Raw genomic sequence first — 22,153 nt, forward strand, 5'->3', positions numbered from 1 at the left:
TTCAGTGTGCCGAGGACACGCGGCGTGTGTTCGGTGTCAGATATTGGTCGAGTGCTTGACGATGGAACAACTCGAGGCTCACCACAGATTTCATCAGGCCGTCGAGGGTTCGCGGATCCCATCCAGTCAGATGCTGCCATCGGTCGAGCCGATAGGTGACCGAATTTGCGTGCAGATGGATGTCGCGGGCGGCAGCGCTGACGGAGAATCCGCTTCGGGCAAAGGCGCGGACTGCGTCCATGAGGTGGGGGTGTTCTTCGGCTACAGACGCCCCGGCGTGTAGGAGTGGCAGGAGCTCGTCCTGGTGGGAGGCAAGAGTGGCGACGAGCCATTCCTCGGTAAAACTGACCGTCGCGCCCGGCGCTGTTGCCAATTGCAATGCTCGCTCGGCGTCGGTGATGCTTTGAGCTGCGCCGACGAGTCCCTCCCGAAGCATTCCGATACCCAATGACGTTCGTGGATGATCTCGCATGATTGCACGGATTATGTCTTCGACCGGCTCGCCTTGACACATCGCTATTACCCGGGTTCCATGTCGACTGCATTGTGCGACAACGTGTATGGAATCCAGGGTGCGTTGCAGGTGTTCCACTTGTGCTTCTGACCATTCGTCTCCGACGACAGACAGCGCTTGGAACGATTTGTGCGGATCGAATCCGAGGCTCAGTGCCAGCTCCCGTGCGTTGTTTTGTCCAATATCTGTTGTGCTGTGCAGTGTTTCGAAGAATCGGTAGCGAACGCCGGCGCGGATGGCCTGCTCGCTTCGCGTTGCCTCGGAGTGCCCGACGGCGACCGCGCTCGTCGCCGCGTGAACGAGGTCCCAGAGTTTGCCGCCCGCCTGCAGCAGTTCGTGTGTGGGTTTCGTGGACCGCTCGACCATTGTGTTCCAGAGCTCACGGGAAGCAATGTGATAGGTCTCGATGACGTTCGAGAGCGGGAGCCCTTGCATTGCGCGGCGGCGCCCCAGCTCGCGATTGCGATCGGTATCTTCGACGGTGATCGTTTCGTTCTCGGCGACCGCACACAGCATTGCGGACAACTGTTTACGGATGTAGTTGCCTTGCTCGGCCAGTGGTACGGCGGAGTAGGCCGGGAGTTCGCTGCGGATCTGTTGTACCGCGCGCTCGGTGAGCGCTTCGAGTTCGTCGGAGACCTCGCTACACAACCGACGGATCGTGTCTTCTTCTTCGACGTCGGGTACGTCCACGGGGCTACTCCTTTGTGCGTGCTTGGTCTTGCGTCCCGTGAATTTCACGAACGAGCGTCGTGGATTCCGGGGTTCACCCATGGTCCCGCCATAGTGACGGGAGGCACACTCAACGCTAGACCGGACGACGATTCGACGGCAAAACGCCCCTCGCCTCAACTGCTCCGGATCGATCAACGGCTAAGGAGCCACAATCATGTCCAACGAGGCGAAGAGTGCCTTGCTCGCAATCGGAGTTCCGTTCGTCGGGGTGCTGGGCGGGATAGTTGCGCTCTCCAGATCCGAACTGACTGTTCTCGGATTTCCCATTTTGTTCGCGTGGCTTTTCCTGTGGATGCCGCTTACTTCGTTATGTCTCCATTTGGCATGGAAGTTCTTTGACCGCACGGACTTCGAGGAAGCGGAAAGAAACGAACTGGCTCAGGCCATGACCGAGATCGGGGATCCGACATGATCGCTGCAACATTTACGCTCGTGCTACTCCTCGCGCTCGGCGCCGGAGTGCTTTCACGCCGTGGAAGCAAAAAAGAGATCTCCGACTACCTCGTGGGCGGGCGATCTTTCGGTCCCGTGCTGGTTTTCATCCTGGGAGCCGGTGAGGCCTACAGCATCGGCACGCTCATCGGATTCCCCGGCGGTGTGTACGCCCACGGTGCAAGCTACGGCGTCTGGTTCATCGGGTACATCTTGCTTGCCTACCCGATCGGATACTTCTTTGCGCCCTATCTCTGGCGGGCAGGCAAGCGGTACAACGCGATGACGCTGCCAGATGTGGCAGGGCGGCACTTTCGGTCGCGCGGGTTGGAACTGACAATTGCGATTGCTTCGGTAGTCTTCCTCATTCCCTGGGGGCAGCTGCAGCTTGCCGGCCTCCAGGTTGCACTGAGCGGACTTGGCATCACCATCAACCCGACGGTGGCGGTTTTCGTCGGCGCTGCGCTTGCTCTGCTCTTCCTCCTGCTTTCGGGTGTGCGTGCACCGGCGTTCGTGTCTTACGTCAAGGACGCAGCTCTGCTGCTGGGTGCGATCCTGATCGGACTCGCCGCCACGGCCAAATCGGGCGGTATCACGAAGCTCTTCGCCGATGCGGCATCCCATGGGGCTGGGCAGGCTTCGCAATCCACCGTCACCGGTTCGTCGCTGACCTTCGTGCTCACCACAATTGTGTTCCAGTCACTCGGCTTCTTCGTTTTTCCCTTCATAGTGCAGGCGGTGCTCTCGGCGAAGTCCGAGGCAACCCTCAAGCGAGTCGCCCGATTCAACCCGCTGTACATGCTCATGTATCCCTTCCTTGTCGCTGCTGCCTTCGGCGCAATTTCATTGCTGCCCAACAAGCTCGAGGGCGCAGAGTCCAATGAGGTACTCCTGCAACTGTCCCGCCTCGTGCTCCCGGACTGGCTGACCGGAGTGGTGGCGGGTGGTGCGGCACTGTGCGCGATCGTTGTCCTGTGTGGTTCGGCGCTGGGGATCGGCTCGATAGTCTCGCGGAACATCGTTCCCGGGATACCCGAATCAAGTCAGAGAGTGTGGGTGCGCGGGGTCATTGTCGCCTACCTCGGCCTCTCGCTGATCCTGACCCTCGCCGCACCCCAATTGTTGCTGACGCTTGTGAACACCGCGTATTACGGGGTGACCCAGGCGGTGGTGGTGTTCGCGACGATGATATTCGGATGGAAGCTGCGACCGGCAGCGCTCGCGATGGGCGTGGTGCTCGGCGACGTGGTGGTGCTCTGGCTGTACCTCGACACACACGGCACGGTATCGATGTGGTTGTCGGATCACGGGATAAACATCGGTGCCGCAGCCCTCGTGCTGAACGTGTTGTTCGTGTCCGCTACTCGGCTGATGTGGCCTCCAGTCGAAGCGGTTTCGGGTCTGCGGGCCGAAAATCGATCGGCACCATCGCCTAGCCCCGTCACCACGACCGCGAAGGCGGATATCTGATGACCAGAACGTTACTCACCGCAGATGCAATCCTCACCCAAGACGCGGCGTCACCGCAGGTAGAGGCCCTCGTCCTCGATGGAGGCCTGGTTGTCGCCACCGGAAGTCGAAAGGACATGGCGGAGCACGCAGGACCGGGAACTCGTCGGCTCGATCTGGCTGGCTCAACTGTGATCCCGGGGCTGATCGAGTCGCACATTCACCCGACCTATGCCGGCTTGACTGACGGTTGGGCTGATTGTCGGACGCCACCCTGCGCCTCGATCGCGGATATCCAATGGGCGCTGCGGAACTCTGCTCCCACTCACGGCTGGATACGTGGATGGGGGTATGACGACACACAACTTCGAGAAGGTCGCCATCTCACCCGCGATGACCTCGACGCAGTCTGCACTGACCGCCCGATCATCGTTCTGCACATCTCGGGGCACTTTGCGGTGGCAAACACCGTCGCTCTGGCAACTGCAGGCATCGACGAATCGACGGTCAATCCCGGGGACTCGCAGTTTCCGCGTGGGGCGGATGGGAGGCTCACAGGGATGGCCTGGGAAATCGATGCCGTGGCCCGGCTGAGCGCCGCGATACCAGACCTGACACAGGCAGAGGTGCAGACCGCGCTGCTGCGTAGCTTGATCCTGGCGCGTTCGCGAGGAATCACGACCGTGCACGATCTAGGAGTCGGCCTGTCGGCGGGCATGCAGGAGCTGGCTGCGTATCGTGCCCTGGACACCATGGGCAAGATGCCCGTGCACACGGTTGGCTTCCTTCGGGGCGATCTCGCGATCGCAGAACTGGCGGAAGGGAACATTGCTTTCACGGCTGCACCGGCCCCAGGGGCACGTTTCCGCTTGGCTGGCGCCAAATTCTGGGCGGATGGGTCCATTCAAGGGTTGTCTGCAGCCTTGCGGACCCCGTACACCTGCAGCCCGAACCATCATGGTGATCTGCTCTATCCGCAGGAGCAGCTCGACGACATGGTTCTTCAGGTGCACCGCGAGGGAGGTCAGGTCGCGGTGCACGCCAACGGCGATGCGGCCGTAGCCGCCGCCATCACTGCGCTGCGCACTGCGCACCGCAGTGACGGACGTCGAGCGCGGCACCGTATCGAGCATTGCCAGGTAAGTGGGCCTGCGGATCTCGAGGCAATACGTGATGCCGAGATCGGGGTGAGCTTTTTCGTCAACCATGTCTTTCATTGGGGCGATCGTCACCGTGACCGGTTCCTCGGTCCTGAGAGAGCCGGCAACCTGGACCCGCTGGCGTGCGCCGATGACATCGGCTTGAAATTCGGGCTGCACTCGGATTGCCCGATAACGCCGATGGATCCTCTCGAGACGATTCGGACTGCTGTGAATCGGCTGACCATGGGCGGTGCCGTGCTTGGCTCTCACCAACGGATCGGAGTGCGGCGTGCAGTGCAGGCCATGACTGTGGACAGTGCGTACTTGGTCCACGACGAAGGCCGGGTGGGGATCTTGGCGCCGGGTCGTCGTGCGGACCTTGTCGCGCTCGACGGCACTCTCGCTGCTCTCGCAGATGCTGCGTCCGAAATTCCTCGGCCTGCGTTGGTCATGGTCGACGGCCGGTAGCTCGTGAGAGTGATTTCGTCCCAAACGGATGCCGGCTCGAGTTGGAGTTGATTCGACCTGCATTGACACGCTGACCCGCAGCTACCGATAGCGGTTGTGAGATCGGGGACCCGGAGATTCCGTGCAACCCGTCCTCTCGTTCAGATAGCTCTGCACGGTCGCTGCGAGCGGAAACACTATGGGGAGCTTAGTATGTCGAGATTTGTGCAGTTGCTCGACAGTGAGGTTGTCAGCGATGGGCAGTTGCGGGTGCCGCGTCCTATTCCTCTCATTGTTCTCCTTTTCAGAGTCAAGGCGGCAGTCGTTGACCCCTCGGCATGGAAATCTCCATAATCCCGCAACCATCGCCCGTACACGCAGATAGCAGTCGAACTGGAAACTCAGTTCGTCCGCTACTCGTCCAGCAACCACCGAAGCCGCCCTCCATGCCTGCGCTGGCTCGTTTGTTCAGTACGTGAAAACTGTGGTTCTACCGCATAAATGGCGCGGTCACCGAGGTGGGGACGGGCCGATGGTGCCGACTCGATCGGTTCGTCACCGCAGCGGTGTCACGATGATCCATCGGAGTGGCATGTCCATCGGAGCTTGGTTCGGCCAGCAATGCGAGTAATGCGAAACCGAGAACTGCCGGACCCAATAACCGTGAGTCTTCGTGACACGGCCACACAATATGGTGCTCAAACCTCATCACGGTCGTGCCGGACGTGTGGAGGGGCTGTGGCCGCGGTCTGTAGTTCGAGCGGGTCCGGCGTGGTCGATGGCGCTGCGGTGACCGGCACGAGTTTCTTCCCGCACGACGGCGACAATCCGGGCACCTGAACACTTGTCCGGTTTCCGGAGCAAGGTCGGGACGAGGAGCGCGTCACCCTTGTAATCTCGCACGTGAGTTTGCGGGGGCGCGGGGTCGTCACGCACAGTGAGTGAGAGGACGACGATGACGACTGCTTACACGCGCCGCCGAGGGGCGCGCCCTTTCGGGTTCGCCCTCGCTGCGCTCTTTGCCGTGGTTGCGGCCCTGACCGGTCCCACATTCGCCTCCGCTTCGAGCAGCGACCTGCAATCGGGTTCGAGCCAGTTCGGATCGTCCGGCGAGCACCCGCCGCTGCCAGAGATCCCACCGCCGTCCGCGGCCGCGATCAGGCTCGACGAGGCGCGGAACTTCCGCGACGTCGGCGGCTACCGGACTACCGACGGCAGGACCGTCCGGACAGGAATGGTGTTCCGTTCCAACAAGCTCAGCTCGCTCAGTGAGTCTGATCTGGCCAAACTCACCGCCGCGAACCTGACCCTCGACGTCGACCTGCGCAACACCTCCGAACGCGCGGAGGATCCCGATCGGATCCCTGCCGGGGTCACCTACCAGGTCGCCGACGTCGTCAGTATCGAACACGGCATTGCGTTCCACGAATTCGTTCCCCTGACTCTCGGTCGCGCGTTGATCGACGGCGCAGTCAACGGAACCTCGAACATCGGCCAGAGCATCGGCTACCCCTTCATGGTCAACTACCGAGGCTCTGATGTCGCCTTCCGTGACCTGCTGACTGCGATCGCGAACAACTCCAACGGCGCAACCGTCTACCACTGCAGTGCAGGGAAGGACCGCACCGGTTGGGGCACCGCGATCCTACTGACCATCCTCGGTGTCCCGCGTGAGGTCATCAGTGCCGATTTCATGGCGTCGAACACCTACCTGGGCCGCGACGACGCGGTGGACCTGTCGTGGCTCGATGCGGCGTACGCCCAGGTGGACCGGCTCTACGGCGGCATGGACGCTTACGTACGGGAGGGCCTCGGCGTCGACCAGGGCACTATCGACTCTCTGCGCGCCAAGCTTCTCGTCTAGGCGCAGTCCCACACCTCGGCTTCTTGCGCACTCAGAACCTCTGCTGTCCCAAAGCGGACGAAACCCGGGTCGGAGAGTTCGAGAACCGTCCACCCCCCAGTGTTTCTCGGTCGTATGCGATTACCAAGTGGCGCAAGAACTTTACTCGAAAGATCGCGTCTGATCATGGACTCGACGCTGGCCAATTGGTCAGCATCGAATCGAGTGCCTCGAGGATCCTGGACCAGCTTTCCGCGCTGTCAGGTGCACTGTGGCTGAACGATCCACCCAACTCGAGGCTGGCGTAGCCATGGAAAACGCTGCCCAGCAACCGAACTGCGTGAGTCTGGTCGAGGTCCGTGAGGTTGTACCCGCGCAGAATCGATCGCATCATCTGCGAGTGTCTGAAGCCAGCGCTCGCTGCTGCGGCCTCCGGGGTGAGGCGCATCTGCGACGCGGCGTACCGGCCGGGGTGTGCCTTCGCGTAGTTGCGATAGACGTTCGCGAAGGCGGTCAAGGCGTCGCGGCCGGACCGACCGGCCACGGCGTCGGCAGCCTGGTCGGCCATCTCTTCCAGGGTGAGTAATGCGATTCTGGTTTTGAGGTCGTTCGAACTCTTCACATGGGAGTACAGGCTCGCGACCTTGACGTCGAACTGTCTGGCGACTGCCGATACGGTCACCTGCTCGAAGCCGACCTCGTCGGCCAATTCGGCACCCGCCATGGCGAGGCGTTCGGGGGTGAGTCCTGCGCGAGGCATGTCTGCTGGTCCTGTTCGTCGAAAAGTGAAACCAATTTGCCTAAATAGTATAGGCAAATTACTGTGTGCTGTAGTTGAACTATACGCAAGCTATCTACAGGTGAATGACATGCACAGCCAGAGCAGCTGGATTACTACCGAAATTTCCGAGGACATCGTGCGCGGAGCCCTCGAAATCGAACGGACTGAACGCGGTGTGCTGACGCACCGTCTACCTGCCAGGGCTCGCGCACTCTTCGCTGACGGGCAGATGGCCATGGCGCAATCACAACCCTCCGGAGTGCGGCTTGTGTTCCGAACCAGCGCTACGAGCATCGAACTCGATACTCTGCCCACGAAAATGATCTACACCGGCGCCCCGCCGAGACCACAAGGGGTGTACGACCTGCTCGTCGGCGGCGAACTGGCCGGGCAAGCAAGCGCCACGGGCGGCAATTCGGTGACGATCGACATGGCGACCGGCGCCGCTCAGAAGCAGTCCGGGCCCGTCAGCACCATTCGTTTCGCGGACCTGCCCACGCGATCGAAGGATGTCGAGATCTGGTTGCCGCACAACGAGACCACCGAACTTGTCGCACTTCGAACCGACGCCCCACTCGAACCCGTGGACGACACGAAGCGCCGCGTGTGGCTCCATCACGGAAGCTCGATCAGTCAAGGATCCGGCGCTGAAAGTCCCTCCGGCACTTGGCCTGCTCTTGCAGCCTCCGTCGGTGGAGTGGATCTGATCAACCTCGGGTTCAGTGGCAGCGCTCTGCTGGACCAGTACATCGCCCGCGCGATGCGAGACACTTCTGCTGACCTGATCAGCATCAAGATGGGTATCAATCTGGTCAACTCCGACGTGATGCGTCTGCGGGCCTTCACATCGGCAATGCACGGCTTCCTCGACACGGTTCGCGACGGTCATCCAGTGGCTCCACTGCTGGTCGTTTCGCCGGTCTATTGCCCGATTCACGAAGACACGCCGGGACCTGGTGCTTTCGATTTCGATGCACTTGCCAGAGGCGAAATGCGGTTCGTTGCCACCGGAGATCCCGCCGAGCGTGCATCCGGGAAGCTGACGCTGCGCTCGATTCGGGAAGAGTTGGCGCGCATCGTAGCCCAGCGATCGGTCGATGATCCCAATCTGCACTACGTCGACGGGTGCGATCTCTACGGTGCGGCCGAGAATGCGGAGCTGCCGCTTCCCGATCAGCTCCATCCGGACGCCGCAACGCATCATCTCATCGGTGAACGCTTTGCCCAACGTGTATTCGCAGACGGCGGTGTATTCGCCGGACAGGTGTAATCGCGCAGTCTGGTTCGATCCGAGTTCACACGATTTGACCCTGACGTAGCGTGAGGGCTCACGATGACTTCATGACCGACACCTACCCAGCATTCGACATCAGCCCCGTCCCTGTTCCTACAACCGATGCTGTGCCTCCGGAACAGTTCCGAGGTCTCTACGGAATGCCGATGTTCGTCTCGATTCCTACTTCGGATCTGGCCGAATCGGTCGACTTCTGGATCCGCGGACTCGGCTTCTTCGACCTCTTTTCGGTGCCTGATCGACTGACGCACCTGCGACGCTGGGCATTTCAGGACGTCTTGCTCGTACCCGGTCAGCGAGCAGATTCGCCACCGTCCGTCAGCGTGAGCTTTGCGTGTGTGCTGAGCCAGATCGGCCAGATAGCAAATGCGTGCGAGGAATTGCGGGCCGGATGCACCAGCGGACCGCACGTGAAGCCGTGGAATTCCCTCGAGTTGGAAATTGTGACACCGGAGAATGCACGTGTGATCATGACTGCCGCTCGTCCGTACGACCCGAACAGTGCCGAGGCAGAGTATCTGCGAGGTATGGGAATTGACGGACCAGGCGACTGAGCGGCGGTCTGACGCCGTGGCCTCCCGCACCGCGTCTGTCAAACTGGATGCCGTGACGGACCAACTCTTCGGAGACGACGCAGACAGTGCTCTGACTGTCGGTGCAGCCGCATCACGACTGGGCGTAACCGTACGTACCCTTCATCATTGGGACGCAATCGGTTTGGTGTGCCCGTCCGGTCGCAGCGACGGAGGCTACCGGCAGTACACCGACGCGGACCTCGGCCGCATCGGCCGGGTGCTTGTCTACCGTGACGTGGGCTTGTCGCTCGACGAGATCGGGGTGTTGCTCGAAGCGCCCGCACTCCACGTGGACGAGACGCTGCGTGGGCAGCGCGCCGAATTGCGGCAACGGATCGCCGACTTGGAGGCGCTGGGCGAGTCCTTGGATCGCATCATCGATGCCAGGAAGTCGGGTGTGCTGTTGCCGGCAGACGAACAGGTCTCGATCTTCGGCCGGCACTGGCAGCCGTCATGGGGAACCGAGGCGCACGAGCGTTGGGGCGACAGCGCGCAGTGGGCGCAGCACGCGGAACGGTCGGCGGGTAGGACCGCTGAGGATTGGCAGAAGATCGCCGACGGCGTCGAGACGCTCAACGACGATCTGGCGTCGGCGTGCCGCTCCGGCGTCGAACCGGGAAGCGACGAGGCGAATTCGCTGGCAGAACGGCATCGAGCGTCTATCGGCGTCTACTTCGACTGCACACTTTCGATGCACGTGTGCCTGGGGCGGATGTACGTTGCCGATCCGGGCTTCTCCGAGTTCTTCGACCAGGTCGAGACCGGTCTGGCTGCGTGGATCCACGCCGTCATCGATGCGAACGCTCTGGCCAATGGAGTTGTCCCCGAATCGGCGACGTGGGTGTGAGTGAGCTGGAAGTCGCTCGTCAGTCCAACGATGCGCAGGCAGTGCACCACGGTCGGCCGTCGACCCCGGGGGCTCGATGGGCCACTGCGATGCGAGCGGCCAAGATACAGCTTTCGTTGTCGTGATAGACGTCGAGATCCGAAGGAACCGTCGAGTGGAACGCCGGGACCTTCATGTCTACCTCCGTTGTGACTCGCCAGCGAGTTGGCTCGTTGCGGCAATCCTCCCACCCCAGAGATCATCTCGCCTGTCGGCAGAAGTATGGCCGTTGCTCGACCATATGGCCGGGGTCTGACGCGTGCAGTCCCGTAGCCGCGATTGTGCAGCCCCACAGTGACTTACAGCGGTGAGAGCCTGATCACCTTGCCGGCCGAAGAGATGCGCACTGCGCACGCGGTGTGATCTTCGACGGCGCTGACCCCAAAGAATCCCGCAGGGATAGGCTGGACGAATGCGTGGAGAGTACAAGGTTCCTGGTGGAAAACTGGTCGCGGTCGACGTCGAGGTGGCGGATGGTCGACTAGCCGACGTCGCAGTCTCGGGGGACTTCTTCCTCGAGCCAGACAGCGCGCTCGACGACATCAACGCAGCGTTGCGCGGAATGCCCGCCGACTCGGATGCAGAACAGTTGGCGCAAGCCATCTCCGCTGCGCTCGACGAGTCCGTCTCGATGATCGGCTTCACGCCCCAGTCGGTCGGCATTGCGATCCGGCGCGCACTCGGTCACGCCACGAGTTGGGCGGATCACACGTTCGACCTCATCCCGCCGGTGGTTCTCGATCCCGCGATGCACGTCGCGCTGGACGAGGTCATCGCGCGTGAGGTGGCATCGGGTGAGCGTCCGCCGACGCTGCGATTCTGGGACTGGGACTCGCCCCTGGTCGTGATCGGATCGTTCCAGTCGGTGCGTAACGAGGTCGACTCCGAGGCGGCAGCGCGGCACGGCATCGGCGTGGTGCGCCGAATCTCCGGTGGCGGCGCGATGTTCATGGAACCGGGCAACTGCATCACGTACTCGTTGGCCGTACCGGCGTCGTTGGTCGAAGGTTTGAGTTTCGAGCAGTCCTACGCATTTCTCGATCAGTGGGTGATGGGAGCGCTTGCCGAGGTCGGTATCAACGCTCGCTACGTGCCGCTCAACGACATCGCCTCGGACAAGGGCAAGATCGCCGGCGCTGCTCAGAAGCGATTCGCGTCCGGCACTGTGCTCCATCACGTGACCATGGCCTACGACATCGACGCGGAGAAAATGACGCAGGTGCTGCGAATCGGACGAGAGAAGATGTCGGACAAGGGAACCAAGAGTGCGGCCAAACGTGTCGATCCGTTGCGTTCGCAGACCGGAATGACACGCGCGGCCATCCTGGAGTCGTTTGCGCAGCACTTCCGAGGCCAATACGACACCCGTGACAGCGATTACACGGACTCGGAGTTGGAGCAGGCGCGCAAGCTGGTGGACACGAAGTTCAGCACCGAAGCGTGGACTCACCGCGTCCCGTGACCCTGGGAAATCGGGACGAGACCCGAGGGGTCTCGTCCCGGTCGACCTAGGTAGCCGGGGTCGTTGAGTGTGCCCCGAGAAGTTCAGCGTCGTCGACGACGGAGTTCCTCTTCGGAATTGTGAAAGTTGCGCTCACACACAGGATTGCGATGACGAAGCACGCCAGTGTGTACCAGAGATTTCCGATGGGATCCCCAGCGCTGGTGGAACCGTCGACCGCGTCGAAGAAGTCGGGAAGCGCACTCGCCCACAGTACGGCCATGACAACCAGGTACACCACGCTGTAGACCTGTACGAATCTGTTGGTGTGTGCAGAAGTGTTCGATTCAGCCGAGCGCAAGTCTCGCCATTGCCGGACGAGAACCACGATCGCGACCATTGTGAGGACGGCGAGTTCCGCCGCGTAGAGGAACCCACGAACGGTGTCGCTACCCATCCCGAAGACCGTCGCCGGGAGCGGGAGAATGAACGTACCCAGCGAGGCCAGCAGGCCGATCACGATGGTGCGCCACACCAACTGAAGCCCGGAGAAGTGCTTGCCGGCATCGACGTGCCGTCCGACGAAGTACTGGACGCAGAATGCCAACGACATGGGCCACAGCGCGGCGAAGACGACCACGCTGGGAAGCGGAACCGCGTCGAACATGGGTTGGTTTATCGGGTTCGACGTCGACCACTCCCACCATCGCAACTGGGGTCCCAGATGGTCGAAGATTTCGTAGAACGCATGGTGGACGAAGCCGACGCAGACTGCGCCCAGTAGTGGACCGTACTTGCGGAAAACGCCGAGCATTCTGACTATTTCGAAGGCCAGTGTCGCCATGAGCGGGTAGATGGCAATGATGTACAGCGGCAGTCGACCCCACATGAAGTCGACGGTGAACACGTTGTGCGCGAACATCGTGTCCACTTGTTCTTCGATGCCGAATGCCGCCGGGAAGTACAGCGGAGGCTCGATGATGAACAGGTAGGCGGTGGCGCCGAACCAGAGAACCAAGTTGGTGGGGTCACCGTTGCGGCGCAGTCGCACGATCGCCAACACCAGTGCGAGCACCGAACCGACGATGATCGTCCATTCGAGGACGGGCAGGGTCCAGTTCTCGAGCGCCGCCGGGTTACGGAACTCGACGAGTCCACCTGCTTCCTGGCAGGAGAAACCGAGTTCTGTTGCGAGCTGCGCGAATGTGGGGGAGCAGTGCTCTGCCATCAGTTGGCCCCTGACGTGATCGACTCGGCCTGTGCCTGAGATTCGGCGGTGTACCAGCGTGTGCAGTCGTAGCCGTCGTCGTAACGCTTGAACCACTGGTCGGCCAATGCGGGGAGCTTCTCGTGGTCCGGGTTGTGATTGGGCATCTGGCTGCGGAAGACACCGCCGAGTGCGACGAGTTGTTCGCCGAGTTGCAGGTGATCGAAGGCACGGGGCATGGTGCCCTTGGTCAGGTAGGGCGCAAATGACGTCAGAATCTTCTGCTTGGTGCGGTGCATGGCGAACATCGACAGCGAGTCGACTTGCCGTTCGGAGAGCGGAACGTGCTGGTTGAACCCTGCACAGGCGATGCGAATCACCTTCATCACGTGCGCGAAGATCGACGGCGCCATCCGCATTCGGTAAAGCTCGCTTCCGACAACGGAATTGAAGATGATCAGTGCCGAGCTGCGATGCTCGACCTCCTCGACGAAGTGCCAGATGAACAGCGACGCGACGCGATCGTCTCCCGGACGGAACAAGGTCGCCTCGTTGTCGAGCATCAGCTTGAACACCGGTGTGAAAGTCGCCTCCAGATCAGCGGTGTACGCGAGCCGGTAGTTCAGCGAGGTCGCCTCGGTCAGCAGATCGAATTCACCGATCACGGCGTCGAGCGTGTTCTGCAGTCCGGGGTAGCGCCTGATCAGCGCCTTCACATGTTGGCGGTGGGCGGTCGAGTGGTGGCCTTCTTGACGCATGAATGCCACGGCTTCCTCGGCGACCTCCGGATCGCTGATCCGCGACTTGGTCTGCATGATCATCTTCACGATCATCTTCTCGAAACCGATGGCCAGGAACGAGACCGCGTTGGACATGCTCGACCAAGCCGGATTCTCCGGGTTCCACAGGAAGGGAACGTCATGATCCTCGAATCCGAAATCCATCTTTCGGGGCTGAAGGTTGGTCACTTGTCGAACCTCGTCTTTCGGAGGGGCTGGTCAGGTGGCCGCTCTGGCACTGAAAGCCACGTGTGGCAGTGATCATACATATTGGTGTGCAGTTGTATGTTCACTTTCGACGACGAGAGTGAATTCGAGGGACGCAGATGCAAAACTTGCTTGTGTTAGCCTGTGGCTCTTGGACTTCGAGCGCAAAGACATGGTTCGAGCCTCGTTCGACCGAGGAAGTGGGCAGTGGCACGAAGGCGTGGGTGGGGCGGCAATCCACCGGACAGTGACGAAGATGCGTCTCGTCGAATTGTCGAGGCCGCTGTCGAGCTGATCGGACGAACGAGTTCGGAAATCAGTATCGGCGACGTCGCGGAGTCACTGGGCGTGATCCGGCAGACCGTGTACCGATACTTCCCCAGCGCCGACGCTCTGATGCGGGCAGCTGCGATCGCGTCGGTCGACGGCTACCTCGATCGACTCGCCACACACGTGAGCGGCATCGAAGATCCCGTCGAGGCGATGACCGAGGGTGTTGTCTACACACTGACCCAGGTCCACCGAACGCCGCATCTCGGCATTCTGCTCACAAGCACGAATTCGAGTGTGCACCCGGAAGGTCTGACCTCTCAGGAGGCGCAAGCCTTCGGAATGGCGATGATCACCCGTTTCGACGTGGACTGGGTGCGTTACGGCTACGACGACGCGTCACTTCAGGAACTGGTCGAATACGTCCTGCGGACGATGCAGTCGTTTTTCCTCGCGCCCGGCGACCCGAAGCGGAGCGACGAGGAACTGCGGCGATACCTGCGACGCTGGATGGGTTCGGCGATCATCGCCCAGCCCGTTCGGTGACAGGTGGCCCGGTCAGCGGAGAATTATCGTCAAAGCGACCGCGCTCGCGCACGCTGCGATGACGACGACCAGGGCGAACAGGTCGGCCAGCTGAGGGCGCTTGGGGTATGCCGCGATCAACCCGGTGCCCCCGCGAGCGGAGATTGCTTCGCCCATTTCGGCAGATCGCCGAATTGCCACCGACATGGTTGTGGTGATCAGGTCGACTATCGAATTGTCGGCCGCGCTGTTCACCACAGCTTTCGGGCGCAGTCGCCGCGCCGCAACGAGGGTGAGCATCTCGTCGATCAACAGCGGAAGCGAACGAATACACAGTGCCGTCGCGATTGCCCACTCATCCACGGGAATCTTGAAGAAACGAAGTGGTCGGCCCAGCGTCGCCAAGGCGGGGGCCACATCGCTCATCGACGTCGTCCACGCCAACATCAGTGAGACGCAGAGCAATACGAGACCGAACGTCACAGCTTGCAGGTAGAGGAACACTGCGTCGAGGCCGATCGGAAGGTTGATCAACGCGCCGAGCAGGATCAGCGCCCACAACCACCACGGAGGTCGAGGAACTGCAGTCGGGGGGATGCGTCCGATTACCGCGGTCAGCAACAACAATCCGAGTACGACGCCGATCGCCGGCCAGGACGGGGCGGCGACGACCACGATGCTGACGAGAACCACCGCAACGATCTTCGTTCCGGCCCACAATCGGTGGATCGGCGATGAAGTCGGGACTTCGCGCAGAAGTGTTGTCACGTCGTCGATCCTTCCAAAGCGCTGCTGGCGGCAGGGTCGAGGATGCGACCCTGCGACAGTCGAATTGCTCTGCTGCACACGGCGTCCATGCCGTCGACGTCATGCGAGATGACGACTACTGCGGTTCCGTTCCGACGAATCCACCTGAGCACGTTCAGGATTTCGTGTCGGCCGGGTGGATCGAGACCGGCCAGGGGTTCGTCGAGGATGAGTACTCGGGGTTGGCGGACGAGGAGACCGGCCAGCACGACGCGTCGCATCTGTCCGCCGCTCAACTCGTCGATGCTCCGACCTGCGATGTGACGATCGAGTCCGACGGCGTCGAGTGCCCACGAGACTTGTACGGATCCGATCTCCGGACCGCCGGCTGCCTCGATGTCTTCGGCGACGGTTCGACGCTGCAACTGCAACCGCGAATGTTGGAACGTGAGGCCGACGGTGCCGAGTTGGCGTGAGACGGGTTTGCCGTCGAAGACTGCGGTTCCCTTGCTCGGCGTGATCAAGCCCGCCATGATCCAGGCCAGAGTCGACTTCCCGGAACCGTTGCCGCCCAGGACCAGGAGTCCCTCCCCGTCGCCGATGGTCAGATTCACGTCCGTCAGTGCGCGTCGCGACCACGGAGTCCGGTCGTTGTACGTGTGGGTGACATCGGTGAGTTGGAGTACAGCACGTGTGCTGGTCGGCCACGGTGCAGATGGAGGACCCGCGAACGTCGACGTCATCCAGCCGGGTTGGTGATCGATCTGCCTTCCACGCTGGAGTTGGATCACCCGATCTGCGGCACGCGTATCGGCGTGGTGGTGGGTGACGAGTACCACGGCCATGGGATGGCGGCGTGGCAGTTCGGCGAGGAGCGCGACCAATTCCTCCCTGCCCGCCTGATCGACCATCGCGGTGGCTTCGTCGGCGATCAGCAGCGCGGGGCGCCGGGCCAGAGCCGCGGCAACCGCCAGGCGTTGCATCTCGCCGCCGGACAGCCCCGACGTCTCGCGCATGCCCATTCCGGCGAGTCCCACTTCGGCCAGCAGCGCATCGACGTCGGGATGTGACTCGGGGGGAAGCCCCCAGACGACGTCATCGGCGACCCGGGTTCCGAGGATCTGGCTCTCGGGACGTTGGAGGACAACGGCGGTTCCGCCGTGTCGGCCCAGACCGGCGGAACCGGGTCTCGTCAGGGTCCCGACAGTCGGCGCGCGACCGGCGAGCAACCGAGTGAGTGTGGACTTGCCCGAGCCGTTGTGGCCGACGACGGTGACGAACTCTCCTCGTCGCACCGTGAAGTTGACGTCGACGAGGGCCGGCGTCGATGCACCCGGATAGGTGAAGCCCACGTGATCGAAAACGACCGGTAACGGATCGATCGGACGGTCGTCGGGTGTCGTCTCGAGTGGATCGGACGAGGGGAGCGCCGCCAATCGGTCGAGGACGGCACCGAGGACAAAATAGGAGACGACGGTACTGAGGACGATTCCGGAGATGATGGACACGCCGATCCACAACCACCAGTAGTCGATGATCGAGCCGATGCTGTTCTCGATCCATTCGGCTGCCCCGACCAGCGTGGGGGCGCGCTTCAAGATTGCGGCCACACCCAGCGCGGTGTTCTCGAGCGAGGTCAGCAACAAGGTGCGCAGGGGCGCGAGAACAAGCAACAGGACTATGGAGAACAACGCCAGCGCGGGCCCGATGACACATGACGAGAGCAACGCGGAGACGAAGCCGAGACCGCGCCGCTTGACGGTACCGATGATTCCGCCGAGGAGAGCGCTCAGCGCGACCGCCGCCGCAGATCCGGAACCCGCCGCGACGAAGGCGACCGCAGTAGCCGAGACACCGGCCGTCATCACGGCGCGGACTCGGAAGCGCTGGGCGACAATTCCCATCGGAACCGCTGCCACGAGGTTGAGGGCGCTGGCCATGGGGATGACCGTGGCAATGACGGACAACGCGACCGTGAATCCGGCCATGACGGCACCCGTTGCCAACTCGAGTGGTCGAAGGTTGCCGGTTTCGCGGACTTGCGGACGGTTGCTCACTACGTCCAGTGTGCCAGTGGTGACATAACTCCTGCCCGACTGATGGTGAGCGCATCTGCGCGATTGCGTAGGCTTCACCTCAAACAATGGATCGGACGGAGCGTGGAAGACGTGAGTGCAGCACCCATCAGGGTCGGGGTTCTGGGAGCCAAGGGCAAGGTCGGTCGAGCGATCTGCGAGGCAGTGGAAGCTGCTCCCGATCTGGAACTTGTCGCTCAGGTCGACACCGGTGATCGCATCGAGACGTTTGTCGACACCCGCACTCAGGTAGTGGTCGATTTCACGCACCCGGACGTCGTCATGGGAAATCTGGAATTCCTCGTGGCCAACGGAATTCACGCCGTGATCGGCACCACCGGTTTCGACGAGTCCAGGCTCGCGACGGTGCAGTCCTGGCTCGACGCCCAGCCGGCAACGGGTGTTCTCATCGCGCCCAACTTCGCTATCGGTGCCGTGTTGTTGATGCGCTTCTCCGCTGCTGCGGCACGCTTCTTCGATTCTGTCGAGGTCATCGAACTCCACCATCCCAACAAGGCCGATGCCCCCTCGGGTACCGCGTACCGAACGGCCGCCATGATCGCCGAGGCTCGCGCCGAAGCGGGCGTCGGACGCAGTCCGGACGCCACCACGACCGAGCTCGAGGGCGCACGTGGAGCTGACGTCGACGGCGTCCGGGTTCACTCTGTGCGGATGGCCGGACTGGTTGCGCATCAGGAAGTGATTCTCGGAACGCAGGGCGAGACGCTCACCATTCGCCACGACTCGATCGACCGGAATTCGTTCGCGCCGGGCGTTCTGCTCGGAGTCCGCCAGATCGGCTCTCGTCCGGGCCTGACGGTCGGTATCGATTCCTTCCTCGATCTATGAACAAGACCACCCGCACTCTCGCGCTGATCGTTGCGATCTGTATCGCGCTAGCGGTGTACTTCGTGTTGCTCGGTCAGCGCGGAATCCAGCTCATCCAGGACGGCGGTGGCGCCGCAATCGGTCTCGGGATCGGAGTGCTGATCCTGCCTTTCCTCGGGCTGTGGCTCGTCATCGCCACGCTCCGTGCCGGCTTCACGCACCAGCGTCTCGCGCAGCAGATTCACGACGAGGGCCTCGCCGTCGACGCGTCTGCGCTTCCGAAACTGCCTTCGGGCCGGATCGAGCGAGCGGCGGCCGACGAGTTGTTCGCCCAGATCAAGGTCGACTGGGAAGCGGACCCGGACAACTGGAAGCAGAACTTCCGACTCGCTCGCGCCTACGACTACGCCGGTGATCGAAGCCGGGCTCGGGAAACCATGCGCCGGGCAGTGGAACTGGAACGCCGTTCTCGAGGCAAGTAGGTGTCTCTGCTGCGGCGAGGGGGCCGCTGAGACGCTACCGCTCGGGAACCGTTGTGGGAGAAGACGGATCCGGAGCGGTGGGGTCGAATGGCGGGGGGTTGTTCGGGTCGAAACTCGTCACCGGCACCGAACACGTCGCGCCCACTTCGGGATACGTGTTCGGGTTGACCCGCAAAGCCGACACGAATTGGTCGATGCGAGCGTCCGCGGCGTTGTCGAGCTTGAGTTGACGGCCCCAAGACTGCAGTGAGATCGGCGAATCCAGGGTCGGATACGGCGACATCAACGTGTAGCTCATACCTTCGACTCGCTGCGCCAAGCGAGCCTTATCCTCGCTCGAGACGAGGTCGGGGTTGTACGTGATCCACACGGCCCCGTGTTCGAGGGAATGGACCGCATTTTCGGTTCGAATGGCTTGCGGATAGACAACTCCGGTGCAGTTTGCCCAGACCGAGTCATGGCGACCGCCGAAGGGCGGTGAATGTGTGTACGCCACACGTTCGTTCGGCCGTACGTGTTGGGCTGCTGGGTAGTCGACCGTGACAACTCCGTCGATGGCTCGAGACGGATCCGGATTGTCGACGCTCGGAACAAACGCATCCGGTCGAGGTGTTCCTTCGAGGGAATTCGCGCACGAAGCCAGCGCGAGAACTGCCGAGATCGCCACTGTCGCTCGAAGTTGTTTGTTCACTCGGCCATGATAGCGGCGCCTGTCCGCTTTCCCGGGACGTGAATCGACTACGACCCGAGAGAGCTTGTCGTCCCGCCCGAGAGCGCGATGTCACTGGCGCTTCGGAGAATTCGGAGCGGAGGCAGCGGCCCTTGGTACGCCTCGGAGCCACTGATCAGATCACCGGCCGCGTCGAACGCGATCGCCTCACCTTGTGGCTCGTCCGGAAGGGGCACCCGAATCGGCTTGGTGGTCAAGGCTTTCACGACATCACCGTCGGGAGCTGTGTAGAGATAGACGTCGGTGTACGTGCGTAGTGCTACCACCGTGCCGTCCTTGCTCACGGCGCCGCCCGTGACAGCCATGGTTCCGGCGTGGGGGATCGGTCCACCGGAAGTGAGGGTGGGGGTGAATCTGAGCTGTCCCACCTTGGCCAACATGGTCGGCGGCGCCGTACTCAGATCCTGAACGTGCTGCCGCTCAGCGGTTGTATAGACCGCGCTTGCGCCTAGGTAGTCCTTGGTGACGATGACGGGAAGTCCGTCGCTCTGGATCAGCACTGCCTCGGCGTCATGGGCCCCGTCCGGATAAACCAGGGGGTAGGAGGTGGTGGCACCCGAAGCCGGATCGAGTTCGATCAGCCCGATCGACGTTCGTACCGCGTTGTTGTCGCCGATGTCTGCCAGCCACAGGTGGCCGTCGGGAGTCGACGAGAGATCCTCGACATCGACGCGAGGGGTGCCCACGTCGATCCAGCGCTGAACGTGGCAGTTCGAATCGAGTTCGGCGACCCGGTCGTCGGAGCCGCTGTCGCCGATTGCGTACATCCCGGTTGTTGTGACCGTGAGTCCGGACAGCTCGGAAAGGCCTGCATCAGTGGGCGTGCACAGTACGTCGAAGACACGCGGGGTCTGTTGCGCCGACGCTGGAACAGTGTGAATGCCCACGACCGCGGCGGCGAGAACAACCGAGCCGGCAGCCGCAGCGACTGAATGGGCAAGCGGGCGATTCCACATCACGATGCAGACCTCCGGGCCGAAGAATCGGGACTTAGTACCCGGAGATTACTGGACGTCCGTCTCACTTCGTCCGAGTTTGCAAGAAACGGCCGATGCCGAGGCGACGTGATGCGTCAGTGATTCGACAAGTGAATGCAGGTGCAGGAGGGGATACTCGACTCACTGGAGATAGGCGACAACGAGCAGGAAGTGACGAAGCGATGGCGAAGAGTGAGTCCGACAAGCAAGATGCAGATTCCCCGTCTCAGTTGATCGACCAGCGAATCGAGGAACTCGGAGACTGGCGGGGCGAGATGCTCTCCCGGATACGAACTCTGATCAAAGAGGTGGATCCGGATGTGGTGGAGGAATGGAAGTGGCGAGGCGTTCCGGTGTGGTACCACGCCGGAATGATCTGTACCGGTGAGACTTACAAGAGCGCAGTGAAGGTGACTTTTGCCAAAGGCGCATCACTCGACGACGCTTCAGGTCTCTTCAACTCCAGCCTCGAGGGCAATAAGCGGCGGGCGATCGATTTCCACGAGGGTGAAGCCGTCGACGAAAAGGCGTTCAAGGCACTCGTTCACGCCGCGATTGCCCTGAACACCTCGAAGAAGTGACGCCCTGTCAGAGCTGATGTTCAGCGAGGTCGAACGCACTGAGTAGCGTGCGGAATTTCGTACTGGTCTCTCTCAATTCGATTTCCGGATCGGAAGTAGCGACGATGCCGCCGCCGGCGTAGGCCCGCGCCGAGAGGCCGTCTGCTGCGATCTCGGCGCAACGAATAGCGACCATCCACTCGCCGTCTCCGGTCCGGTCGCACCAGCCCACGGCACCCGCATAGAACCCACGATCGGCTTCGGTTGCGGTGATGTGCTCGCGTGCGGCGGCCGTCGGTGTTCCGCAGACGGCAGGAGTCGGATGCAGCGCCATTGCCAGTTCGAGCGAGGTCACGCTCGGGTCGATCAGAACACCTTCGATCTTGGTCCCGAGGTGCCACAGTTGCGGTGTCCGAAGTAGTTCCGGCGCACCGGGTGCGGTGAACGATGTGCAGAGCGGTCCGAGTATCGCACTGATGGAGTCGACGACAAACGCGTGTTCGGCGAGATCTTTGGTCGAAGCGCGGAGTTGCTCGGCATTCGCCTCGTCCTGATCCGAATTCGGGTGGCGTGCAATCGAGCCCGCCAACGGGTGGCAGGTGACGACGTCGCCTCGCCGTTCGATCAGAACCTCGGGCGTCGAGCCGACCAGCGAACGCCCGCGGTATTTCCCTCCGGCGGGGGACAGGTCGACGCAGAAGCCGTTGTGCGCGTGGTCGAGTGCGATCAGCTTCTCTGCCAAGGCGGAGGGGGAGATCGTGGACTCGGCTTCGATGGTCAGGGAGCGTGCGAGGACAACTTTGTCGAGTTCGCCTGCTCGAAGGCGGGTGACGGCGCCGCGGACCCTGTCGGTGTGGATCTGCGGGCTCGGTTCGAATTCCGCGACCCGCGAAGTGGGGAGTGTCGGAATGTTCGAGTGATATAGATCACCGTGGACCCGAGTGAAACTCAGTGGCGCAGTGAGGGCGGACGGCGTCTCCGGGGAGAACGGCAGAGCGCCGACGACCGAGTCGATCCGCCCGGTTTTGAGGGCTTCGGCGGCATCGAAGGCGGAGTCGAATTCTTCGACCACTCCCGAAGTGCGGATCGACGTTTGCCTACGTGAGAGCAGGAAAACGGAGTCCGTTTCATCGTCAGTCCGGTTGTTGCGCAACGGGAATTCGGAGACTTCGGCGAGTGCTGACATGGACACCCTTCCAGTTCGACAGGATTACTTGCTATGTTGAG

Annotated in this window: 22 protein-coding genes; 12 read left to right on the plus strand and 10 right to left on the minus strand. The window is 62.1% G+C overall.

The window, feature by feature from the left end:
* Nucleotide 1: 1 nt before the first annotated feature.
* Nucleotides 2-1,207: a PucR family transcriptional regulator gene (locus V3587_RS07445; protein WP_283376299.1), complete on the minus strand. Its 1,206-nt coding sequence runs from the start codon at nt 1,205-1,207 to the stop codon at nt 2-4.
* A 196-nt stretch (nt 1,208-1,403) separates the two neighbouring features.
* Here V3587_RS07445 and V3587_RS07450 point away from each other — a divergent pair, with 196 nt between their 5' ends.
* The 4 genes from V3587_RS07450 (at nt 1,404) to V3587_RS07465 (ending at nt 6,583) form a co-directional block, all read left to right on the plus strand.
* A complete protein-coding gene (locus V3587_RS07450) occupies nt 1,404-1,661 on the plus strand; it encodes a DUF3311 domain-containing protein (RefSeq protein WP_283376300.1) in 258 nt (85 codons plus the stop codon).
* Complete coding sequence (locus V3587_RS07455) at nt 1,658-3,151, plus strand: sodium:solute symporter family protein (protein WP_124566221.1); 1,494 nt, start codon at nt 1,658-1,660, stop codon at nt 3,149-3,151. Before V3587_RS07450 ends, V3587_RS07455 begins: the two co-directional genes overlap by 4 nt.
* Complete coding sequence (locus V3587_RS07460; RefSeq protein WP_124566220.1) at nt 3,151-4,740, plus strand: amidohydrolase; 1,590 nt, start codon at nt 3,151-3,153, stop codon at nt 4,738-4,740. The genes V3587_RS07455 and V3587_RS07460 overlap by 1 nt, the downstream gene beginning before the upstream one ends.
* A 934-nt stretch (nt 4,741-5,674) precedes the next feature.
* Nucleotides 5,675-6,583: a tyrosine-protein phosphatase gene (locus V3587_RS07465; protein ID WP_095970624.1), complete on the plus strand. Its 909-nt coding sequence runs from the start codon at nt 5,675-5,677 to the stop codon at nt 6,581-6,583.
* Between the two features lie 163 nt (nt 6,584-6,746).
* Here the strand turns inward: V3587_RS07465 and V3587_RS07470 are convergent, their stop codons facing one another.
* Entirely contained in the window at nt 6,747-7,322 is a 576-nt protein-coding gene (locus V3587_RS07470) for a TetR/AcrR family transcriptional regulator (RefSeq protein ID WP_283376301.1), read from the minus strand.
* A 109-nt stretch (nt 7,323-7,431) separates the two neighbouring features.
* Between V3587_RS07470 and V3587_RS07475 the strand changes: the two genes are divergently transcribed.
* The 3 genes from V3587_RS07475 to V3587_RS07485 all read left to right on the plus strand — a co-directional run bounded on the left by V3587_RS07475 (nt 7,432) and on the right by V3587_RS07485 (nt 10,059).
* Nucleotides 7,432-8,613, plus strand: a complete 1,182-nt coding sequence (locus V3587_RS07475; protein WP_283376302.1) for an SGNH/GDSL hydrolase family protein — start codon at nt 7,432-7,434, stop codon at nt 8,611-8,613.
* Between the two features lie 71 nt (nt 8,614-8,684).
* Nucleotides 8,685-9,191 (plus strand): VOC family protein, encoded by a 507-nt coding sequence (locus V3587_RS07480; protein ID WP_283376303.1) that lies wholly within the window; start codon nt 8,685-8,687, stop codon nt 9,189-9,191.
* A 52-nt stretch (nt 9,192-9,243) separates the two neighbouring features.
* Nucleotides 9,244-10,059, plus strand: coding sequence for a MerR family transcriptional regulator (locus V3587_RS07485; protein ID WP_166809590.1), 816 nt, complete (start codon nt 9,244-9,246; stop codon nt 10,057-10,059).
* Nucleotides 10,060-10,078: 19 nt separating this feature from the next.
* Here the strand turns inward: V3587_RS07485 and V3587_RS07490 are convergent, their stop codons facing one another.
* Nucleotides 10,079-10,234, minus strand: a complete 156-nt coding sequence (locus tag V3587_RS07490) for a hypothetical protein (RefSeq protein ID WP_172436565.1) — start codon at nt 10,232-10,234, stop codon at nt 10,079-10,081.
* 276 nt (nt 10,235-10,510) lie between these two features.
* Here V3587_RS07490 and V3587_RS07495 point away from each other — a divergent pair, with 276 nt between their 5' ends.
* Nucleotides 10,511-11,560 (plus strand): lipoate--protein ligase family protein, encoded by a 1,050-nt coding sequence (locus V3587_RS07495; RefSeq protein WP_166809588.1) that lies wholly within the window; start codon nt 10,511-10,513, stop codon nt 11,558-11,560.
* Between the two features lie 46 nt (nt 11,561-11,606).
* Here V3587_RS07495 and V3587_RS07500 read toward each other — a convergent pair whose 3' ends face one another.
* Together V3587_RS07500 and V3587_RS07505 are read right to left on the minus strand one after the other, a co-directional pair.
* The gene (locus V3587_RS07500) at nt 11,607-12,767 is read right to left on the minus strand and encodes a DUF7802 domain-containing protein (protein ID WP_124566216.1); all 1,161 of its coding nucleotides are present in this window, start codon (nt 12,765-12,767) and stop codon (nt 11,607-11,609) included.
* Nucleotides 12,767-13,714 (minus strand): metal-dependent hydrolase, encoded by a 948-nt coding sequence (locus V3587_RS07505; protein ID WP_095970618.1) that lies wholly within the window; start codon nt 13,712-13,714, stop codon nt 12,767-12,769. The genes V3587_RS07500 and V3587_RS07505 overlap by 1 nt, the downstream gene beginning before the upstream one ends.
* A 225-nt stretch (nt 13,715-13,939) precedes the next feature.
* Here V3587_RS07505 and V3587_RS07510 point away from each other — a divergent pair, with 225 nt between their 5' ends.
* Nucleotides 13,940-14,548 carry a TetR/AcrR family transcriptional regulator gene (locus V3587_RS07510; protein ID WP_095970617.1) on the plus strand — a complete coding sequence of 203 codons (609 nt, stop codon included), beginning with the start codon at nt 13,940-13,942 and terminating at the stop codon, nt 14,546-14,548.
* A 12-nt stretch (nt 14,549-14,560) separates the two neighbouring features.
* On the opposite strand, the gene V3587_RS07515 is transcribed toward V3587_RS07510, so the two are convergent.
* Nucleotides 14,561-15,295, minus strand: coding sequence for an energy-coupling factor transporter transmembrane component T family protein (locus tag V3587_RS07515; RefSeq protein ID WP_095970616.1), 735 nt, complete (start codon nt 15,293-15,295; stop codon nt 14,561-14,563).
* On the minus strand, nt 15,292-17,331 hold the full coding sequence (locus tag V3587_RS07520; protein WP_283376304.1) for an ATP-binding cassette domain-containing protein: 2,040 nt from the start codon (nt 17,329-17,331) through the stop codon (nt 15,292-15,294). Before V3587_RS07520 ends, V3587_RS07515 begins: the two co-directional genes overlap by 4 nt.
* 102 nt (nt 17,332-17,433) lie before the next feature.
* Here V3587_RS07520 and dapB point away from each other — a divergent pair, with 102 nt between their 5' ends.
* A complete protein-coding gene (gene dapB / locus V3587_RS07525) occupies nt 17,434-18,198 on the plus strand; it encodes a 4-hydroxy-tetrahydrodipicolinate reductase (protein WP_003942179.1) in 765 nt (254 codons plus the stop codon).
* The gene (locus V3587_RS07530) at nt 18,195-18,659 is read left to right on the plus strand and encodes a hypothetical protein (RefSeq protein ID WP_046378448.1); all 465 of its coding nucleotides are present in this window, start codon (nt 18,195-18,197) and stop codon (nt 18,657-18,659) included. The genes dapB and V3587_RS07530 overlap by 4 nt, the downstream gene beginning before the upstream one ends.
* A 34-nt stretch (nt 18,660-18,693) precedes the next feature.
* Here V3587_RS07530 and V3587_RS07535 read toward each other — a convergent pair whose 3' ends face one another.
* Entirely contained in the window at nt 18,694-19,350 is a 657-nt protein-coding gene (locus V3587_RS07535; RefSeq protein WP_283376305.1) for a DUF3105 domain-containing protein, read from the minus strand.
* Nucleotides 19,351-19,397: 47 nt separating this feature from the next.
* Nucleotides 19,398-20,345 carry a hypothetical protein gene (locus V3587_RS07540; protein WP_283376430.1) on the minus strand — a complete coding sequence of 316 codons (948 nt, stop codon included), beginning with the start codon at nt 20,343-20,345 and terminating at the stop codon, nt 19,398-19,400.
* A 203-nt stretch (nt 20,346-20,548) separates the two neighbouring features.
* On the opposite strand from V3587_RS07540, the gene V3587_RS07545 reads away from it, so the two are divergent.
* Nucleotides 20,549-20,947, plus strand: coding sequence for a DUF1801 domain-containing protein (locus V3587_RS07545; protein ID WP_283376306.1), 399 nt, complete (start codon nt 20,549-20,551; stop codon nt 20,945-20,947).
* Nucleotides 20,948-20,954: 7 nt separating this feature from the next.
* Here the strand turns inward: V3587_RS07545 and V3587_RS07550 are convergent, their stop codons facing one another.
* Complete coding sequence (locus V3587_RS07550; protein ID WP_283376307.1) at nt 20,955-22,112, minus strand: isochorismate synthase; 1,158 nt, start codon at nt 22,110-22,112, stop codon at nt 20,955-20,957.
* Nucleotides 22,113-22,153 lie beyond the last annotated feature (41 nt).

It is taken from the genome of Rhodococcus sp. IEGM 1306, from assembly GCF_036541985.1.
GTDB lineage: Bacteria > Actinomycetota > Actinomycetes > Mycobacteriales > Mycobacteriaceae > Rhodococcus_F > Rhodococcus_F qingshengii.